Annotated in this window: 18 protein-coding genes, 1 tRNA gene and 2 rRNA genes; 13 read left to right on the top strand and 8 right to left on the bottom strand. The window is 45.2% G+C overall.

The annotated features are described in order from the left end of the window. Nucleotides 1-19: 19 nt before the first annotated feature. Nucleotides 20-631, top strand: coding sequence for a DedA family protein (locus tag L5M28_RS04615; protein WP_263196612.1), 612 nt, complete (start codon nt 20-22; stop codon nt 629-631). A 45-nt stretch (nt 632-676) separates the two neighbouring features. Here L5M28_RS04615 and L5M28_RS04610 read toward each other — a convergent pair whose 3' ends face one another. From L5M28_RS04610 to L5M28_RS04590, 5 genes are all read right to left on the bottom strand, one after another. After that, nucleotides 677-1,120: an energy transducer TonB gene (locus tag L5M28_RS04610; protein ID WP_113940127.1), complete on the bottom strand. Its 444-nt coding sequence runs from the start codon at nt 1,118-1,120 to the stop codon at nt 677-679. A 363-nt stretch (nt 1,121-1,483) separates the two neighbouring features. Beyond that, nucleotides 1,484-2,944 carry a thioesterase gene (locus tag L5M28_RS04605; protein WP_113940129.1) on the bottom strand — a complete coding sequence of 487 codons (1,461 nt, stop codon included), beginning with the start codon at nt 2,942-2,944 and terminating at the stop codon, nt 1,484-1,486. Between the two features lie 141 nt (nt 2,945-3,085). Continuing rightward, nucleotides 3,086-4,126 carry an MJ1255/VC2487 family glycosyltransferase gene (locus tag L5M28_RS04600; protein ID WP_105251217.1) on the bottom strand — a complete coding sequence of 347 codons (1,041 nt, stop codon included), beginning with the start codon at nt 4,124-4,126 and terminating at the stop codon, nt 3,086-3,088. Between the two features lie 70 nt (nt 4,127-4,196). After that, the gene (locus tag L5M28_RS04595) at nt 4,197-4,709 is read right to left on the bottom strand and encodes a phosphatase PAP2 family protein (protein ID WP_263202631.1); all 513 of its coding nucleotides are present in this window, start codon (nt 4,707-4,709) and stop codon (nt 4,197-4,199) included. 413 nt (nt 4,710-5,122) lie between these two features. Then, nucleotides 5,123-5,371: a YgjV family protein gene (locus tag L5M28_RS04590; protein WP_006083323.1), complete on the bottom strand. Its 249-nt coding sequence runs from the start codon at nt 5,369-5,371 to the stop codon at nt 5,123-5,125. Nucleotides 5,372-5,695: 324 nt separating this feature from the next. On the opposite strand from L5M28_RS04590, the gene rraA reads away from it, so the two are divergent. From rraA to hemB, 12 genes are all read left to right on the top strand, one after another. Further along, nucleotides 5,696-6,181: a ribonuclease E activity regulator RraA gene (gene rraA / locus L5M28_RS04585; RefSeq protein WP_006083324.1), complete on the top strand. Its 486-nt coding sequence runs from the start codon at nt 5,696-5,698 to the stop codon at nt 6,179-6,181. A 129-nt stretch (nt 6,182-6,310) separates the two neighbouring features. Next, nucleotides 6,311-7,375, top strand: a complete 1,065-nt coding sequence (locus L5M28_RS04580; protein WP_263202629.1) for a formimidoylglutamase — start codon at nt 6,311-6,313, stop codon at nt 7,373-7,375. A 245-nt stretch (nt 7,376-7,620) separates the two neighbouring features. Continuing rightward, on the top strand, nt 7,621-8,376 hold the full coding sequence (gene ubiE / locus L5M28_RS04575; protein WP_006083326.1) for a bifunctional demethylmenaquinone methyltransferase/2-methoxy-6-polyprenyl-1,4-benzoquinol methylase UbiE: 756 nt from the start codon (nt 7,621-7,623) through the stop codon (nt 8,374-8,376). Further along, a complete protein-coding gene (locus L5M28_RS04570; protein WP_220777270.1) occupies nt 8,376-8,996 on the top strand; it encodes an SCP2 domain-containing protein in 621 nt (206 codons plus the stop codon). Before ubiE ends, L5M28_RS04570 begins: the two co-directional genes overlap by 1 nt. Beyond that, complete coding sequence (ubiB, locus tag L5M28_RS04565) at nt 8,993-10,642, top strand: ubiquinone biosynthesis regulatory protein kinase UbiB (RefSeq protein WP_263202625.1); 1,650 nt, start codon at nt 8,993-8,995, stop codon at nt 10,640-10,642. The genes L5M28_RS04570 and ubiB overlap by 4 nt, the downstream gene beginning before the upstream one ends. 59 nt (nt 10,643-10,701) lie before the next feature. Next, the gene (tatA, locus tag L5M28_RS04560) at nt 10,702-10,941 is read left to right on the top strand and encodes a Sec-independent protein translocase subunit TatA (protein WP_006083329.1); all 240 of its coding nucleotides are present in this window, start codon (nt 10,702-10,704) and stop codon (nt 10,939-10,941) included. 6 nt (nt 10,942-10,947) lie between these two features. Next, nucleotides 10,948-11,436, top strand: a complete 489-nt coding sequence (gene tatB, locus L5M28_RS04555; RefSeq protein WP_168825776.1) for a Sec-independent protein translocase protein TatB — start codon at nt 10,948-10,950, stop codon at nt 11,434-11,436. A 3-nt stretch (nt 11,437-11,439) separates the two neighbouring features. Further along, a complete protein-coding gene (tatC, locus tag L5M28_RS04550) occupies nt 11,440-12,192 on the top strand; it encodes a twin-arginine translocase subunit TatC (RefSeq protein WP_168825778.1) in 753 nt (250 codons plus the stop codon). Between the two features lie 45 nt (nt 12,193-12,237). Continuing rightward, complete coding sequence (locus L5M28_RS04545; protein ID WP_219234468.1) at nt 12,238-12,759, top strand: hypothetical protein; 522 nt, start codon at nt 12,238-12,240, stop codon at nt 12,757-12,759. After that, a complete protein-coding gene (locus tag L5M28_RS04540) occupies nt 12,759-13,562 on the top strand; it encodes a TatD family hydrolase (protein ID WP_263142611.1) in 804 nt (267 codons plus the stop codon). Before L5M28_RS04545 ends, L5M28_RS04540 begins: the two co-directional genes overlap by 1 nt. Next, entirely contained in the window at nt 13,555-15,441 is a 1,887-nt protein-coding gene (locus tag L5M28_RS04535; RefSeq protein WP_198573019.1) for a diguanylate cyclase, read from the top strand. Before L5M28_RS04540 ends, L5M28_RS04535 begins: the two co-directional genes overlap by 8 nt. A 9-nt stretch (nt 15,442-15,450) precedes the next feature. Further along, a complete protein-coding gene (gene hemB / locus L5M28_RS04530) occupies nt 15,451-16,458 on the top strand; it encodes a porphobilinogen synthase (RefSeq protein ID WP_105251204.1) in 1,008 nt (335 codons plus the stop codon). 243 nt (nt 16,459-16,701) lie between these two features. Here the strand turns inward: hemB and rrf (L5M28_RS04525) are convergent. The 3 genes from rrf (L5M28_RS04525) to rrf (L5M28_RS04515) form a co-directional block, all read right to left on the bottom strand. After that, nucleotides 16,702-16,817: ribosomal RNA gene (rrf, locus tag L5M28_RS04525) — 5S ribosomal RNA — on the bottom strand. A 37-nt stretch (nt 16,818-16,854) separates the two neighbouring features. Continuing rightward, a tRNA-Thr gene (locus tag L5M28_RS04520) sits at nt 16,855-16,930 on the bottom strand. 38 nt (nt 16,931-16,968) lie between these two features. After that, nucleotides 16,969-17,084, bottom strand: a 5S ribosomal RNA gene (gene rrf / locus L5M28_RS04515). Between the last annotated feature and the right edge of the window lie 132 nt (nt 17,085-17,216).

Here is a 17,216-nt window from a genome sequence, read left to right as displayed (position 1 = left end):
GATTTGATCACTTTCATCCATGCCAGAAGCGCTACAACATATCATCACAGAACTCACGCCTTGGCTGCAGCAATATGGGTATGTGCTGCTATTTGTCGCGATTGCTGTCGAGGGTTTTGGCATTCCGGCGCCAGGACAATCCTTATTAATTGTCGCCAGTTTATTAGCCGCTACAGGGCAAATGTCACTGCCATTGGTATTAATCGTCGCTGCTTGCGCTGCACTCTGCGGTAACAGTTTGGGATATTTCATCGGTTGGCGCTTTGGTGATGTGTTGCTTAAGAAGGGCTGGATAAAACCGCAATTGGAAGACAAAATCCATGGCGTTATTGGTCAATATGGCATCGCCGCTTTAGTGCTGAGTCGTTTTGTTGAGGGATTAAAACAATTTATGTTTATCGGCTGCGGTCTCGCTAAAATGCCACTAAAACAATTTGTGATTGGCAATGCTCTCGCCACCAGCATTTGGGTGGCACTCTTTGGATTAGGCCCAGTGTTAATCCGCGATGAAATCGCTCCCATGCTGGCGTTTTACCACCAGCATAAGTACCCCACATGGGCCATGGTCAGCCTAATACTCGCCGCACTAATCACTTTTACTTGGCGCAGGTGGCAAACCAAAAATCCGTAGTAGGCAATTAAGCCTTGCTTACTACTTAAAATAGTTAAGTTACCGTTAGCCACATACTAATTGCGTTTGTTGCTTACAGGCATTTTGAGATTGTTCCGTCGACTCATTGCCTATACAAAAATCTAACCTTATGGTTCTTCTTTCAGAAGTCATTACGTTCGTAGCGGCAGTGGGGACCCAGTTCCATTTTTTTAATATCTGACTTGAGTATTTACCCAGCGATTTTTGAGGAACAGATTTAACGACTTCGATATTTTCGGCCTTACCCGACTCTGAAATATCAAAAGACATGACAGCACAACCAGCAATGCCCGAACGAGCGAGTTCCATTGGATATTGCGGGGCACTTTTATTTTCACGTTCCCAAATAAAACCACTCGTTGGTTTTATATCTGTAACTTGCACATCCCCATACACATTATGACTTTTTGCAAAACAATAGTTTGATACAGCGAAAATAACCAAGGCGGATAAAATTGAACACTTCATATACACTCCATTGTTTAATGAATTAAAATAATGTCTTATCACTAATTATTTTTTGATTAATAACCACTAACCCTGATAGTACTTAAGTGGTAAATAACGTTAATATACCTAATACTTATTTACTCAAACCAATGACTCTAAATAAAAGTAAGCCAAAATTGATTTCAGTTTGCAAGATAACCTACCGAACTTAGCACGCCATCGCAAGACTTGACGATGAATGTCGAAATATTTGTTTTTAATTAAAATGAGTAAAATAAATTTACTTATGAACCATTTATTAAAAATAAAAAGCGCTTTTACGTTGTTTGGAACACACATTGAAAGCACTTTCAAAACAAGGTTAAGCTCTTTAAAACTCAATCACTTTATGCCTTCAGTTTCAACCTTAGGTTGAGGTTCTGCACCGTCATTTGGCTTAGCCTCAGGCTTTGATTCCGGCGCTTTAATTGGCGCGGGTGGCGCCTCAGTCGCAGCAGGCTTATCTTGTTCCTGTGATACGTTTGGCTCCTGCAATGGTGCATTAACCTTAGGTGTCGGTGAGCTTTGCTCTTCAGGTAAAGGCTCGACAATAATCACTGGCTCTTGTGGCACAGGCGTTTCACCTTCGGTAGATGTTGCAGCTTCTGACTCTGGCGCTAAGGTGCCAAGATCTTGGTTCGCAGGGCTTTCCACCGCATGTTTAGGTAATTGATTTCGATATAAATCAATCATACGCATCACCTCAGACAAGGCTTTACCATGCTCAGGAGTGAGAATGCCATTGTGCCCAGAGACGATTTCGTCCGACACGGCCAGTACCCATACGGCTTGCATATTGGCATCGGGGCAGGTTTGCACGGTACGACGAGCCTGCAGGCGAGCACGAATTTTCCAGCCTGATTGAGGCAGCGTCATCATACAGCCAGGGATTTGATCGTGCGCCATCAAGGCCGAAGGCATCTTCATTGGCGTGGTGCAATTGCCACCAGAGCATTTGTCAATATCGTGGGTAATCGCCCAAGAGTTCCCGACAGCGCGCTCGCCGTCCTTGATGTAATTGAAGGCTTCTTTCACTGCAAAATCCCCCTTCGATTGCAACACCACCATACTCGGTTTTTGTCTATCTAAGCTCACCAACGTATCTAATGGCTGATACTCTTTAGCAGGTACGGCAGGATTTAACAGTAAGAATAAATTAGGATTATCCTGCTGATTATCAATGGCGGCTTTGATGCGATCTTTACTCGCATGCAAAACAACAGCACCGCCAAGACTATGGCCAATCACAGTGTACCGCAGCAGTTTATGCTGTGTTACTAAGCTATCAAGCTTATCCAGCAACTGTGATAGACCTAACTGCCCGATACGTTTAGCAACCCGTTTACGCTGTAAAATAGTGGGAAAATCTAAGGGTTCAATCCAACTTTTTGCATCATCTGAGCCATCGATCCAAAAAGGATCATATTTATCGCCCCGCCAGCCAATATACAAACCCAACAAGTTACGCTGGGTATCGGACGCGGCCATTTGCTGATAAAACTGCTCAAAGGCAATAAAGTTTTCATCCTTAGGCTCAGCGCTATGATGCCAGCCATGGACAAAAATCAATAATTCAGGGATCTGTGCAGGCTCTGGATATAAAATTCGCGTCTCTAAACCTTGCCATTGCCTTTCGTCGTGGGGCTGACCTTTATCATTAAACTCAATCACATGAAAATTTTGCTTAGCGATATCAGGGCCGGGGATGTGGTAAGCCTGATCTGGAATAAAAGGAAGTAGGACACAAAGTAATAACAACATTAAAAACAGTAACTTGTACTGAGTAAACTTTTTCAGGCTCATTTATAACAACATAATTAACGGCCAGGCTAGGCCAAAATAGACGTGCTGAAAGGGACTAACAGCAAAATTGACGAAATTATACGCTAACGCCATTAACCCAGCTAGTGCCTAAGTTGCTTTTCATCTAAACAGCAATGCTGTTTAACGCCAAGTATCGGGAAGCGTGACTTGGCTCCATAACTCTTGGCACAGCGGCTGACTATTGTGCCAGTCGCCGCCGTTAATCCATTTAACCAGCGTATCCCCCACCTTTGGATATGCAATTGGATTAGGCGATGCCGTTTTAAGCCAGCGCTTAACTATGTTCACATCGAGACTCATCATGCTATCTGCAGCCGCTAAAAGTTGTAACGCCGCCACATTCGATAACTGCTCAAACTGGCCAATCAGTGGTTTGACTAAGAGTTTTTTACCTAAGGTTAATGCTTCGCTGGCAAGCTCAAAGCCCGCATTGCCTATCACACCACCGCAGCTGGCAAGATGTTGCTTAAACCCCTCACGATTAAAACCGTGCCATTTAATGTGCTCAGCAACTTGGCCTTTAGGTTGTTGGCTGTGATATACCAAAAACTGATAATCACTAAAATGAGACAGAAAATGAGCAATCATATCCGCATCTTCAAAAGGTAAATAAACTAAAATCTGATGCGTGTGTTCGAATGGGCTGGCATCCACTTCGACAAAAGGCGGCAAAATAGGGAAGCCAAAATGATGCCAATGACACCCCAGCGCCACATCCACTGGTGCAAAATAATTGAGCAGCATCTCATTAAACCAAGTGCTACCGAGTTTTGGCACCGGATGAGTTAACGCCGCCTGATGGCTAATCCCAATGGATGGCACGCCTTGGCGCCGCGCAGCCCAAGCCGACACAGGTTCAAAGTCGTTGAGTACTAAATCATAGCAACTGAGATCTAAGGCTTTAATATCTTTAAATAACGACAAGGACAAATTTTGTCGGACAGTTTGTGGCACATTCACGCGCCCGGAGTGCGTCGCAAACGTCATTCCCGCTTGAACGCGATAATCACCAAAGCACTCCATATCGAAAAACTGATCAGGCTTGCGTCCCGAAAATAGAAAGTCCACTTCAATATCTTGTTTCATCAATGCTTTAGCCATGACGCGTGCACGACTTAAGTGGCCATTCCCTGTGCCTTGAACTCCGTAGAGTATTCGCATTACGTATCCTTAAACTGATGAGTGAAGGAGAATTCCCACTAATGAAATGATTAACAGGCGCATATTTGAATTAAATCACTGGATGAACCAGCAATACCGACCCAATCCCCAATGTGGCTCCCGCCAGAATATCTAAGGGATAATGCACGCCAAGAGCAATACGTGAGCCCCCTATGCTAAAAGCCCATAAATACGCCACAGGAGCCGCCGCTGGATAGATTTGCGCCACGCTCGTTGCCATCACAAAGGCCGCGGCTGTATGACCAGACGGTAAACTGAAGCGATCCGATGGTTCAAAACCACTCTCAAATCCCACTAATGCATGGCATGGCCGTGTGCGACGAATACTATTTTTCAATAGTAAATACAGAGGTAACTCAACCAAAAAACTCGCTAACATCAAATTAAATAGAGCCTGTCCTTGAGCGTGCGTCAGCATCAAACCCACGGACAAATATAAATACACATGCCCATCGCCACTCGCTGATACCCGCTTTGCATGGGCATATAAACCATGGTGCTGGGTGAAGCTCACGATATAGCAAAACATTCGCTTATCTAAGTCTGCAACGTAACTCAACATAAAACAGGCTCCTTGCTGGCATACCAGCGAGTTTTACTGTGATGTTAATCTGTGCATTCTCTCGACGACGCTTAGAGTGCTTAGTCTGAAACCGACCAACTCACCAAGGCTCTATTCACGATTGAATTCGTTATTGACTGCTCACGGCTAATTTACTGTTTGCTAATAGTTAAACCTAAACCACATTAGCTAAAGCACTATTAGATAGCTTGAGACTAAGAAAGACCTGTGACGGCTAAGTGACATCTGCTCGAAGGTTTTATGACAAGAAGCATGGCTGAGGTTTTGATCTAGAAGGATTCTAGGGACGTTATGCTGGGGTTAAGGGATTTATTTAGGAATAGCGATAGGACTGAGGCAGAATATTGTGTTGCTCTAAATGTGAATCCCAAGAGCAACACAATCAAATAAACTTAGGCTGCGGCGGGAGTATTCGCCTTAGCGCGGTAAATTTTCGTCAAATGGTAAATATTAATACAAGCAACAAACGCATTCATGCCAGCCACTGGCCAAGCAGAAATAAACACCCCATAAACAACAAATAGGGTACATCCCACAAAATTCAACCATCGCAACCAAATGATATTCTTCATCATTAGAGAGATCGCCACCATTACAGAGGCAAAATAACCAATAATTTCAATCGTATTTACAGCTTCCATAGGCACCTCTCGAAGGCCCTCTACCGTCCATAAGCGTAACGGGGGGTCCATGCCCCTAAAGCAAATTAAGTTAAGTAAGTTAATTTAAACTTGGGATATAATACCAAAGCACGCAACAGAGTTGTAATAAAAAACCGTTATTTAATGACTAATATCAAGTTTTACCGCATAACTTCTAAAGTGCGACGAAAATTTACTACAGATGTGTTAACAGCCCAATGGCAACAATACCGTGATTGATAACACTTTTCTTTTCAAGAATCCCTTTTATACTGGCGTAAACTCGCTAAACTGTACGCAACGCGGATCAATAGGAGTGTAAATATGGAATACAACACCTCAGAATTATGTGACATGTACTTAGATGTCGTAGATGTAGTCGAGCCCATGTTCAGTAACTACGGTGGTTGTAGCTCTTTTGGCGGTTCTATTAGCACCATCAAGTGCTTTGAAGACAACGGCCTAATCACCGAAGTCCTACAAGAGGATGGTCAAGGTAAAGTCTTACTCGTTGATGGTGGTGGCTCATTACGCCGTGCGCTGATCGATGGTGCTATCGCTGAACTTGCGGTTAGCAACAACTGGGAAGGCATTATCGTTTACGGTTCTGTACGCGATGTGGATGCATTGGAAGAGTTAGACATTGGTATTCAGGCTCTTGCCTCTATTCCAGTGGGTGCTGATGGCAATTCAGTGGGCGAAGTGGAAATTCCGGTCAATTTTGGCGGTGTGACTTTCTTACCCGGCGATCACATTTATGCTGATAACACAGGTGTGATTTTATCACCTGAACCTCTCGACATTGAGTAATCTCACTGTTCAGCCAAGAAAGCCAGCTAAGCTGGCTTTTTTATTCACTATTTTCAACGTTTCCCCATTGAATCCTCGCGCCACACTGGCCACAATAGCTCGACTCCGGCCGAATAAGAATATCAATCTATGCCTGAATTTATTCCCTTTACCCAGACAGATATTGCCTCATTAGTCAGCCCAAGAACCGGCGAAACTAAATTAGGCCAATGCGTCCATCTGGCTAATCACGAACATAGGTTAGAGACCATACTCGCCACTGCCAAAGCCCACGGGGCAAGCTTCGCCATTTTCGGCGTCGGTGAAGATATCGGCCCACGCGCCAACTTAGGCCGCGGCGGCGCGACCGATGCGTTCACTACCAGCATGCGCCAATGGCTCAATCTGCAATCTAATCGCTTTCTTTCTGGTGCCGAATGCCTAGTATTAGGCCAAGTGAACACCGCCGATCTGCAGCAACAAACTGCGGGTAATACAACAGCTAACACTAACGTCACCTTAGATGAATTACGCGATGCGGTGGAGCAACTCGATGAGCGCGTTATCCGCATCGTGAGTGCAATTTTAAAGGCAGGTTTAGAACCCATACTTATCGGCGGCGGCCACAACAATGCCTATGGTTTGTTGATGGCAACCTACGGCCACTACCAACGCCAAGTCGCCGCGGTGAATCTTGACCCTCATTCGGATTTTCGTCTGCTTGAAGGTCGTCACAGCGGCAATGGTTTTAGTTACGCTGCCGATCGCGGCGCCTTAGGTTGCTATCATGTACTGGGTTTACACGAGTTAAAAAACAGCGAAGCCAACCTAAGCCAACTCAGCGAATTTGGGGGCACTTGGCATAGCTTGCAACAAATTTGGGTTCGCCGTGAAATCAGCCTTGGCCAAGCTTTACTTGAAATCGCCGCCAAACTAAATGACACAGGTTTACCCGTAGGATTAGAACTTGACGTAGATGCTATCGCTAAAATGCCCAGTAGCGCTTCAACCGCTGCAGGTGTGCCATTGCTCGATGCGGCGCATTATGTCAGCTATATCGCCCGCCACTGCCTATGCGCTTATTTGCATTTAGCCGAGGCTGCACCAAGTTGCCACGAAGCGGGAATTGAAGCCGGATTCAGGGATGTAGGCCAAAGCCTAAGCGAGCTTATCTACGCTTATGTGCAGGCTCGCATGCAATTTTTGGCACAATGAATATCACCAGTTACACCCAACTGGGCGCTAAGCTATTCACCAAATCCTGATATTGTGGTCTAATGCCTGTCCATTTTACGTGGTCGCTAAGCACTTAATCCTACGACTGTTCAGGAGTGCCTCAAGCTAAGGCATTGCAGTTAGTTTACTAGCTCGATCACAGAGTGATAGATCAAAGATTCAGCAAATGCAGGCGATGGCTTACACTCGCAACTAATACATTGCAAAACAATAGGAACACATTGATGTCTGAGGGCGAATCTAAAAGTACCCACTTTGGTTACAAAACCGTAGAGGCAGATAAAAAGGCTGAACTCGTTGCCGGCGTGTTTCATTCTGTTGCCGCTAAGTACGACATAATGAACGATGTGATGTCCTTCGGCATTCACCGTTTTTGGAAACGTTACACCATTGAAGTCTCTGGCGCCCGCCCTGGCATGAAAGTGCTCGATTTGGCCGGCGGTACAGGTGACTTAACCGCAAAATTCTCTCACTTAGTGGGCGATAAAGGTGAAGTGGTTTTAGCTGACATTAACGATTCCATGTTAAAAGTCGGGCGCACTAAGTTGCGCGACAAGGGCATAGTCAACAATGTCAGTTATGTGCAAGCCAACGCCGAAGCATTGCCGTTTCCCGATAACCACTTCGACATCATTACCATCGCCTTTGGTCTGCGTAACGTGACCGATAAAGATGCGGCGCTGCGTTCAATGAATCGCGTGCTTAAGCCTGGTGGCAAGTTATTAGTGCTAGAGTTCTCTAAGCCTCAGCATGAAATTATGCGTAAAGTGTATGATTTATATAGCTTCAAAGTCTTACCTAAGATGGGCGAGCTCATCACTAAAGATGCCGACAGCTACGAGTATCTGGCTGAATCGATCCGCATGCACCCAGATCAAGACACATTAAAACAAATGATGGTTGATGCAGGCTTTGAACAAGTCGACTACACCAACATGACCGACGGCATTGTCGCATTGCACCGTGGTTATAAATTCTAATGATGCCGCAAGAAGTTGTGCTGCTTGCCTGCGCCGCAATTGAAACGGGTCTGAAAAAACTTCAGGCCCAAGCGGGCGACGATTATTCGCGCCAGCGCCAGTTGCATGGCAAAGTGTTTCGTATCCAATTATCGCAGCTCAGCTGGCCATTCTATTTAGTGTTTGCCAAAGAGATCCAAGTACTGAGCCGCTATGAAGGCGATGTCGATGTCAGTCTACATGCCGATGCGACAACGCTTTACCGCGTGTCCGAAGGCGCCAACCTAACTGAACTAATCAAGCAAGATAAACTCAAGCTTGAGGGCGATCTCAATTTATTACAAAGCTTTAGCCAATATCTACGCGGTATCGAGTTTGACTTTGCCGAGCCAATATCCCGTTATTTAGGTGATGGTCCTACTCACAAACTCATCTGTTCTAGCCATCAGGCAAAAGACTTTGCACTCGAAGTGTTGCGTAAAACCCGCTCCCACTTAGGGCAACTCGCAGTTGAAGAGTATCGCCTCGCACCACACCCAATTGAGTTATTGCACTTTCGCGATCAAATGGATGATTTAGTTGCCGATACTCGCGCGATTGAACAACGGATTGCCCAATTAAGAGACCAAATTAAGCCATGACCTTTGCCAGTATCCGCCGCGGTTACCACGTCATCAAGACCTTACTTCAGTACGGGTTAGATGACGTATTGCCGCCAAAGATGACACCTTGGTACTTTAAACTCGCCCGTAACAGCCTATTCTGGATCAGCAATAAGCATAAAAATAAGCCCGGTGGCGAACGCTTAAAACTGGCGATGCAGGAACTCGGCCCCGTTTATATCAAGCTTGGGCAAATGCTCTCAACCCGCCGCGATTTACTCAGCGATGAATGGGCCAGTGAATTGGCCATGCTACAGGACAAGGTGCCGCCCTTTGATGGTGCACTTGCCCGCCAAGCGATTGAAGCTGAGCTAAAAGCGCCGATTGAATCGCTATTCGATGACTTTAATGAAACGCCACTGGCCTCAGCCTCTATTTCTCAGGTGCATACCGCGACCCTCAAATCTAACGGCAAAGACGTCGTACTTAAGGTGCTACGCCCGAATGTAGAAGCCAAGATTCAAGCCGATCTGCAGTTGATGTCGCAAACGGCAAAACTGATTGAATACCTCCTCGGTGAAGGTAACCGCCTGCGCCCTGCTGAAGTGATCGAAGATTACCGCGTGACCATTTTAGGCGAGTTAAACCTTAAGCTCGAAGCCTTAAACGCAGTCAAGCTACGCAACAACTTCCTCAACTCAGATGCGCTCTATGTGCCTTATGTGTATGAAGAGTTTTGCTATCCACGCCTGATGGTGATGGAACGTATTTACGGTATTTCTGTCTCGGATATTGCCGCCCTTAAAGCGCAAGGTACCAACTTTAAGTTATTGGCCGAGCGGGGTGTTGAACTATTTTTTACCCAAGTATTCCGCGATAACTTTTTCCACGCCGACATGCATCCGGGCAATATCTTTATTTCCCGCGATCATCCTGAGAACCCATACTACATTGGGCTCGACTGCGGCATCATGGGCACACTCAGCGAAGTCGATAAGCGCTATCTCGCCGAAAATTTCCTCGCCTTCTTTAATCGCGATTATCACAGAATCGCCCAGCTCTATATTGAGTCTGGCTGGGTATCGGAAAAAACCGATCTACAAGCTTTCGAACAGGCCATCAAAGTGGTGTGTGAACCTATGTTCAACAAGCCGCTCGACGAGATCTCCTTTGGTCATGTGTTACTGGAATTATTCCGCACTGCGCGCCACTTCGATATCGTGGTGCAACCGCAATTGGTATTGTTGGAAAAAACCTTACTCTACATCGAAGGCTTAGGCCGTCAGCTGTATCCGCAGTTGGATTTATGGCAAACCGCCAAACCTTTTTTAGAGCAGTGGATGGCCGACCAAGTCGGTCCTAAAGCTATGTTTAAAAAGGTATCCACAAAACTGCCATATTGGGCTGATAAACTACCTGAATTCCCTGAACTAATTTACGATAATCTTAAGTTAGGCAGGAAATTGCTGAGTTCTCAGCAACAAATGCTAGATAAGTATTTGAAATATCAGCAGCAGGCACACAAGAGTAACTACTTGCTTATCACTTCTGCCGTTTTATTGATCTGTGGCACGTTATTGATTAATAGAGACGCTACACTATGGACCCCTTATGTTTGTCTAATTTCAGGCATGATATTGTGGTTTGTAGGATGGCGATCTAGGCCAAAGAATCGCAAATTTTAGCTAGCACTAATTAATCAGAGGTTCATAATAGAACCGATATCAATTAAGAGGATACCTTCATGGGTGGTATTAGTATTTGGCAACTGCTTATCGTTGCGTTAATCGTTGTCTTGTTGTTTGGAACTAAGAAATTACGCTCTTTGGGTGGTGATTTAGGTGGTGCGGTTAAAGGCTTCAAAAACGCCATGTCTTCAGAAGAAGACAAGAAGGCATTAGAAGACACCGAAGCGGCTAAAACAGCGCAAACAACTCAACAGGCGACTGAAAAGAAACCTGAGTCTAACAAAGAACAGGCGTAACTCTTTATGTTTGACGGTATCGGCTTTATGGAGCTGCTGCTGATCGGTGTTTTGGGGCTAGTGGTTCTTGGCCCCGAACGTCTACCGGTTGCGGTGCGTTCGGTAACGAGTTGGATCCGTGCGATGAAACGCATGGCGAACTCGGTAAAAGAAGAACTTGAGCAGGAGCTGAAGATCGAGCAGTTGCATGCCGATCTTAAAAAAGCCGAGAGCAAAGGTTTATCTAACCTCTCACCTGAACTCAAAGAGTCTATTGAGCAACTAAAGCAAGCGGCGCAGTCAGTGAACCGCCCTTATCAAGTTCAGGATCCGTCAAAAGACACCCCTGAGCCTGAGAATCAAATTCACACTCCTGCTCAAGTGAATCCAGTTCAAGCTAGCCAAACTAATCCAACAGCCACTGTAGAGGCGAGTCAAACATCGGCTTCTCCCGCTACTTCAAGTGAGCCATCTCAGGGCGTGGATACCAGTTCTAACCCGAAAGCCAACGGATAATTCATGTCGCAACAGCAGCCACTTATCAGCCATTTGCTTGAACTTAGGTCCAAGCTGCTAAAATCCATTGCCAGTGTGTTATTAGTGTTCATTTGTAGTGTGTACTGGGCAAATGATATCTACCACTACATGGCAATACCTTTAATGCAGTCTTTACCTCTTGGTGGCAGCATGATTGCGACGGATGTCGCTGCACCATTTTTTGCACCTTTCAAGCTAACCCTCGTTTTATCATTTTTTGTGGCAGTGCCCTACGTGTTATTTCAAATTTGGTCCTTCGTGGCACCGGGTTTATATAAACATGAAAAACGCTTAGTGATGCCACTGCTATTCAGCAGTACCTTATTGTTTTATCTCGGCATTGCATTCGCTTATTATCTTGTATTCCCTGTTGTTTTTGGTTTTTTTGCTAACAATGCGCCAGAGGGAGTTCAAGTAGCGACAGATATTACCAGTTACCTTAACTTCATTCTGAAGCTATTCTTTGCCTTCGGTCTATCCTTTGAAATCCCCATTGCCGTTGTTTTACTCTGCTGGTCAGGTGTCACTACACCTGAAGATCTCAAGCAAAAACGTCCTTATATCATAGTGGGCGCCTTTGTCGTCGGCATGCTATTAACCCCACCAGATGTGATTTCCCAGACTATGCTTGCTGTACCAATGCTGTTATTGTTCGAAGGCGGTTTATTAGCGGCTCGTTTCTACAGCAAACCAGATGACGAGTCAGACGAAGAGACTGAACAAACAAACGACTAACGTCCTCGAAGGCGTTAGGGGAATAATATAATAAGGAACATTCTCATGCGCTTAACTCTTATCACGGCAGCGATAATGCTTGTATCTGTCCAAGCAAATGCCAGCATTGAACAACAGTTAACCCAATGTGCAACAACCGCCGATAAACTCGACCGCTTGATTTGCTATGACAAGCTAGCAGAAAGCGTAAAAGCTGGCACCATTAGCACTCAAGTGATACCGACTACAGTAGCAACAGTTGCAGTCCCTACGACTGCAGCTGCGATAGTGGCAACCGCCCCCCAAGCACCAGCGGCAAAAATTGCCGATGACTTTGGAATGGAAGCCAAGCGTGTTCAAGAAAATACTGTCGATAAGATTTATTTAGAGATTCAATCTATAGCTGAAGATGCCTACGGAGACATTAAAGTGACTTTCACTAACGGTCAGGTATGGAAACAAACTGATGGCCGTAAGTACAATGTTAAGCAAGGTGAAACTGTCTATATTGAAAAAGCCGCTTTAGGTTCTTTTTTAATGGGTACCGATGATCGCAATGCCAAGGTTCGGGTAAAACGCCTAAAATAATGCCCTCATACATAGATATCGCTGTCAATTTACTTGGCAGCGCACTCGAACAAGATACTGTATCGATAATACAAGCGGCGGCGGACCAAGGGGTTTCGCCGTTAATTGTTATTGGCAGCGATTTAACTGAAAGTGCGGCAGCTATTGCTGTCTGCGAACAATATCCTAATCAACTTTACTGCACTGCTGGTGTGCATCCCCACCATGCCAGTGGTTGGCATGATGGCTCAAACGCTCGACAAGCTGAACTCTGTCACGCACCGCAAGTGGTTGCCGTTGGCGAATGTGGTTTAGACTACAATCGTGATTTCTCCCCGAGACCTATCCAGCGCCAAGCTTTTATTGCCCAACTCGCCTTAGCCGTTGAACTTCAAATGCCCGTACTGATGCACGAGCGCGATGCCCACGAAGACTTTATCGCAATCCTGCGTGAATATCGACCTCAGCTTAATGGTGCGCTTTTACATTGTTTCACAGGCACTCACGCACAGATGGAAGCCTATATTGACCTCGATTTACACTTAGGCATAACAGGTTGGGTCTGTGATGAAAGACGCGGCCAAGAACTAGCGCAACTCGTCCCCTTTATTCCGCAGAATCGCATTTTAATCGAGACAGATAGCCCTTACCTACTCCCCCGTAGTATGCGACCTAAGCCTAAATCGAGCAAAAACAAGCCCGAATACCTTCCTTATATCGCAAATTATATTGCAAACCTACGCGGAGAGGATGCGGATGAGTTTGCAAAACGTTGCTACCAAAATAGCTTAGCGTTTTTTAATTTGGATCGAATCCATGCTTAACAAAAACATGCCACTCATATTCTTGATGTGGCTATGGATATGCCCAACACAGGCCTTGGCAACCCTATTGAGCATTGACGAGTCAACCACGACGCCTTTAAACCTTACGCCTTGGTTAATGGTCAGCCACCCTACACCAGCAAAAGAACTGGCCGAAATACAAGCTTTGCCAAAAACTGATTGGCATAACTTTACCAATAAAGACATTCAAAAACTCAGCGGCCATGATTTTTGGCTCAGTTTCAGCTTAACCAGCCCTGACGAAACACTTTCGCGCATTTTAGCGCTAGATAACCCTTTGTTAGACAAGGTAACTATCTACCATTTAGTCAATAATAAACTCATGAATACTGTGCTGATGGGTGATATATTCCCCTATGAGGATCGACCATTCTTGAGTAATATTTTCCTATATCCTTTCAAGATCAACACAGATGACTCCCATACTTTCTATCTGCATATTCAAACTGAAGGTAGTGCTGCAGTACCATTAAACCTATGGTCTTCTAATGACTTAGCTCAAATTGCCGAATCTACCGCCGTTGAGCATGGATTCCAACTTGGTGTACTTGCCGCAATTGGCATTTTTAGCCTTTTTATCGCCATAGCATCGGGCTCATTCAGCTACAGCTATTACTCTGGCTATGTCCTTAGCATGACCTTACTCGTTGCCACGATTAACGGTTTTGCCTTCCGATTCCTCTGGCCAGACTGGCCGCTATTGCAGCAAGTTATGGTGCCGTTTTTACTGCCAATCGTTATGGCATTTGCGTTAATGTTTACTGAAAAAATATTACAGCTCAAATATTTAAACCGCCGTATGTTACTCACTTGTCGCTATAGTGCTGTGTATATCCTCTGTGTGGGACTTACCACACCTTTCATCCAATATGGTACAGCGTTATATATTGAGATCATTTCAGTTGCTGTACTCAGCTTAGTCCTCATGGTCTTTGCCATTACTCAGGCTATCAATGGCCATAAACTGGCACGTATGTACACTATTGGCTGGGTGAGTATGCTGACTGGCGCTTGCATCAGTAGCTTGCTATATCTCAGCGTGATTGACCTCAATTTAAAACCGCAAACACCTGTCATGCTCGGCCTGACATTTGAAATCATCTTTATGTCTTTGGTACTTGCCATTCGTTATAACGATGAGCGTAAAGCTAAACTGCGTATCCAGCAAGAAGCCTTGAAACAAGCACAAAAAATTCGTAGTGCGCGGGAAGAAGCCCTAAAAGCGGAAGCCGAGAGCAATGAGAAACTCGAACAAATGGTGCAAGAGCGGACTTTAGAACTGGAAATCACCCTCAGAGAATTGCATGAGGTGAATCAAAAGCTCACAGAACAAAGTACTATCGACAGTTTAACTGGGGTCAAAAACCGCAGTGCCTTTGATAAACGTTTAATCGCTGAAAGCCGGATCAGTCGCAGGCAAGAAACTCCCATAGCACTGTTAATGCTTGATATTGATCGCTTCAAGCTGATCAACGACAGATTCGGTCATCTTGCAGGCGATCAAGCATTACGTACAATAGCTCAAACATTACAGCAGCATTTAAAACGGCCAACGGATCTAGTGTCACGTTTTGGGGGGGAGGAATTTGCTATCATCCTTCCTAATACAACTGCAGAAGGTGCTCTCCAAGTTGCTGAAACAATAAGAGACGCTGTTGCCTCTATTCATTTTGAATGGGAAGGTGAAGCGATACCTTTGACTATCAGTATCGGAGTCAGTGCCGATATAGTGACCCACGATCAACACAGTACTAAATTACTAGAACAAGCAGATAAAGCCCTCTACCAAGCAAAAAATGGTGGACGTAATCAAGTCAGCTTGTATTTGTCGGATCAAGCAAGACCAGTACCTAATTAGGAGTCAAATGTGAATATCATTACCAGTGCCTTCCCTCAGCGTAGAATGCGCCGCATGCGTAAACATGATTTTAGCCGTCGCCTCATGGCCGAAAATCATCTAACGGTCAATGACTTGATTTACCCAATGTTTATTCTAGAAGGCACTAATCGCAGTGAAAAAATAGCCTCTATGCCCGGTGTTGAACGCTACTCGATAGACTTGCTACTGAAAGAAGCTGAAGAACTGGTTGAGTTAGGTATCCCATTGATCGCACTTTTCCCTGTGACACCTGCAGAGAAAAAAACATTAATGGCAGAAGAAGCCTATAACGCTGATGCCCTAGTGCAACGTGCAGTGCGTGAGCTAAAAAAAGCCTTTCCACAGCTCGGCATCATGACTGACGTGGCACTAGATCCTTTCACCACTCACGGTCAAGACGGCATCATAGACGAAACGGGTTATATCCTTAACGATATCACCACCGAGATTTTAGTGAAGCAAGCACTGTCACACGCCGATGCTGGAGCTGACATCATTGCACCATCGGACATGATGGATGGCCGTATTGGCGCGATTCGCCAAGCATTAGAAGCGGCAGGGCACGTCAACACCCAAATCATGGCTTACTCGGCAAAATACTCTTCAAACTACTACGGTCCATTCCGTGATGCCGTAGGCTCAGCGGGTAACCTCAAAGGTGGCAATAAGCATAGCTATCAAATGGATCCAGCGAACAGTGACGAAGCTTTGCATGAAGTCGCACTCGATATCCAAGAAGGAGCTGATATGGTGATGGTTAAGCCAGGTATGCCGTATTTAGATATAGTGCATCGCGTTAAAACTGAACTTGCAGTACCAACATTCGCCTATCAAGTCAGTGGTGAATACGCCATGCATATGGCTGCAATCCAGAATGGATGGTTAGCCGAAAAAGCCATCGTCATGGAATCCCTCCTTTGCTTTAAACGTGCAGGCGCAGACGGTATTTTAACTTACTTCGCTAAACGTGCTGCCCAGTGGCTTAAGGAAGCTTAAGCAACCTAATGCTAAGGAACCACCTCAAAGCAGCCTTCTGGCTGCTTTTTTTATCGATGAATAGTGCAAAAATCTGGAAGTAAAGCTTGTGTATTGAGGGGAAGAAAAGACTCGCCAACAAAGCTAATAGCAATACTTACAGTCGGCAGCATTACTATTAGTGCAAATAATGTTACAGATTATAAAAGCAAAAAAGCCAGCTTATTCAGCTGGCTTGGTTGCATCTCAACGAGATAATTAGGCGCTTGGCGATGACCTACTCTCACATGGGGAGACCCCACACTACCATTGGCGCGTTTGCGTTTCACTTCTGAGTTCGGGATGGGATCAGGTGGTTCCACAAGGCTATTGTCACCAAGCAAATTCTTTATTCTAGGATTAAACACTAGATTGTAATGGTGCTGATACCCAGAATCGAACTGGGGACCTCATCCTTACCAAGGATGCGCTCTACCGACTGAGCCATATCAGCAATTCTATACTAATCAATTAAGATTATTTAAATTAGGTGCTTGGCGATGACCTACTCTCACATGGGGAGACCCCACACTACCATCGGCGCGTTTGCGTTTCACTTCTGAGTTCGGGATGGGATCAGGTGGTTCCACAAGGCTATTGTCACCAAGCAAATTCTGTTTATTACCGTGTCCATCTCTGGCTCACGTTAATAATAATTCGGAAAGCTGATTTGCTTTGTTTGAGTTCAAACTTTATCAAGTGTCGATATTCTGTCTAAGGCTTCTTTGTAAAACCCATCT

This window comes from Shewanella sp. SW32, assembly GCF_025653365.1.
Taxonomy (GTDB): Bacteria; Pseudomonadota; Gammaproteobacteria; order Enterobacterales; family Shewanellaceae; genus Shewanella; species Shewanella oncorhynchi.
The sequence above is the reverse complement of the archived record's forward strand: the minus strand, read 5'-3'. Positions and strand labels throughout refer to the sequence as shown.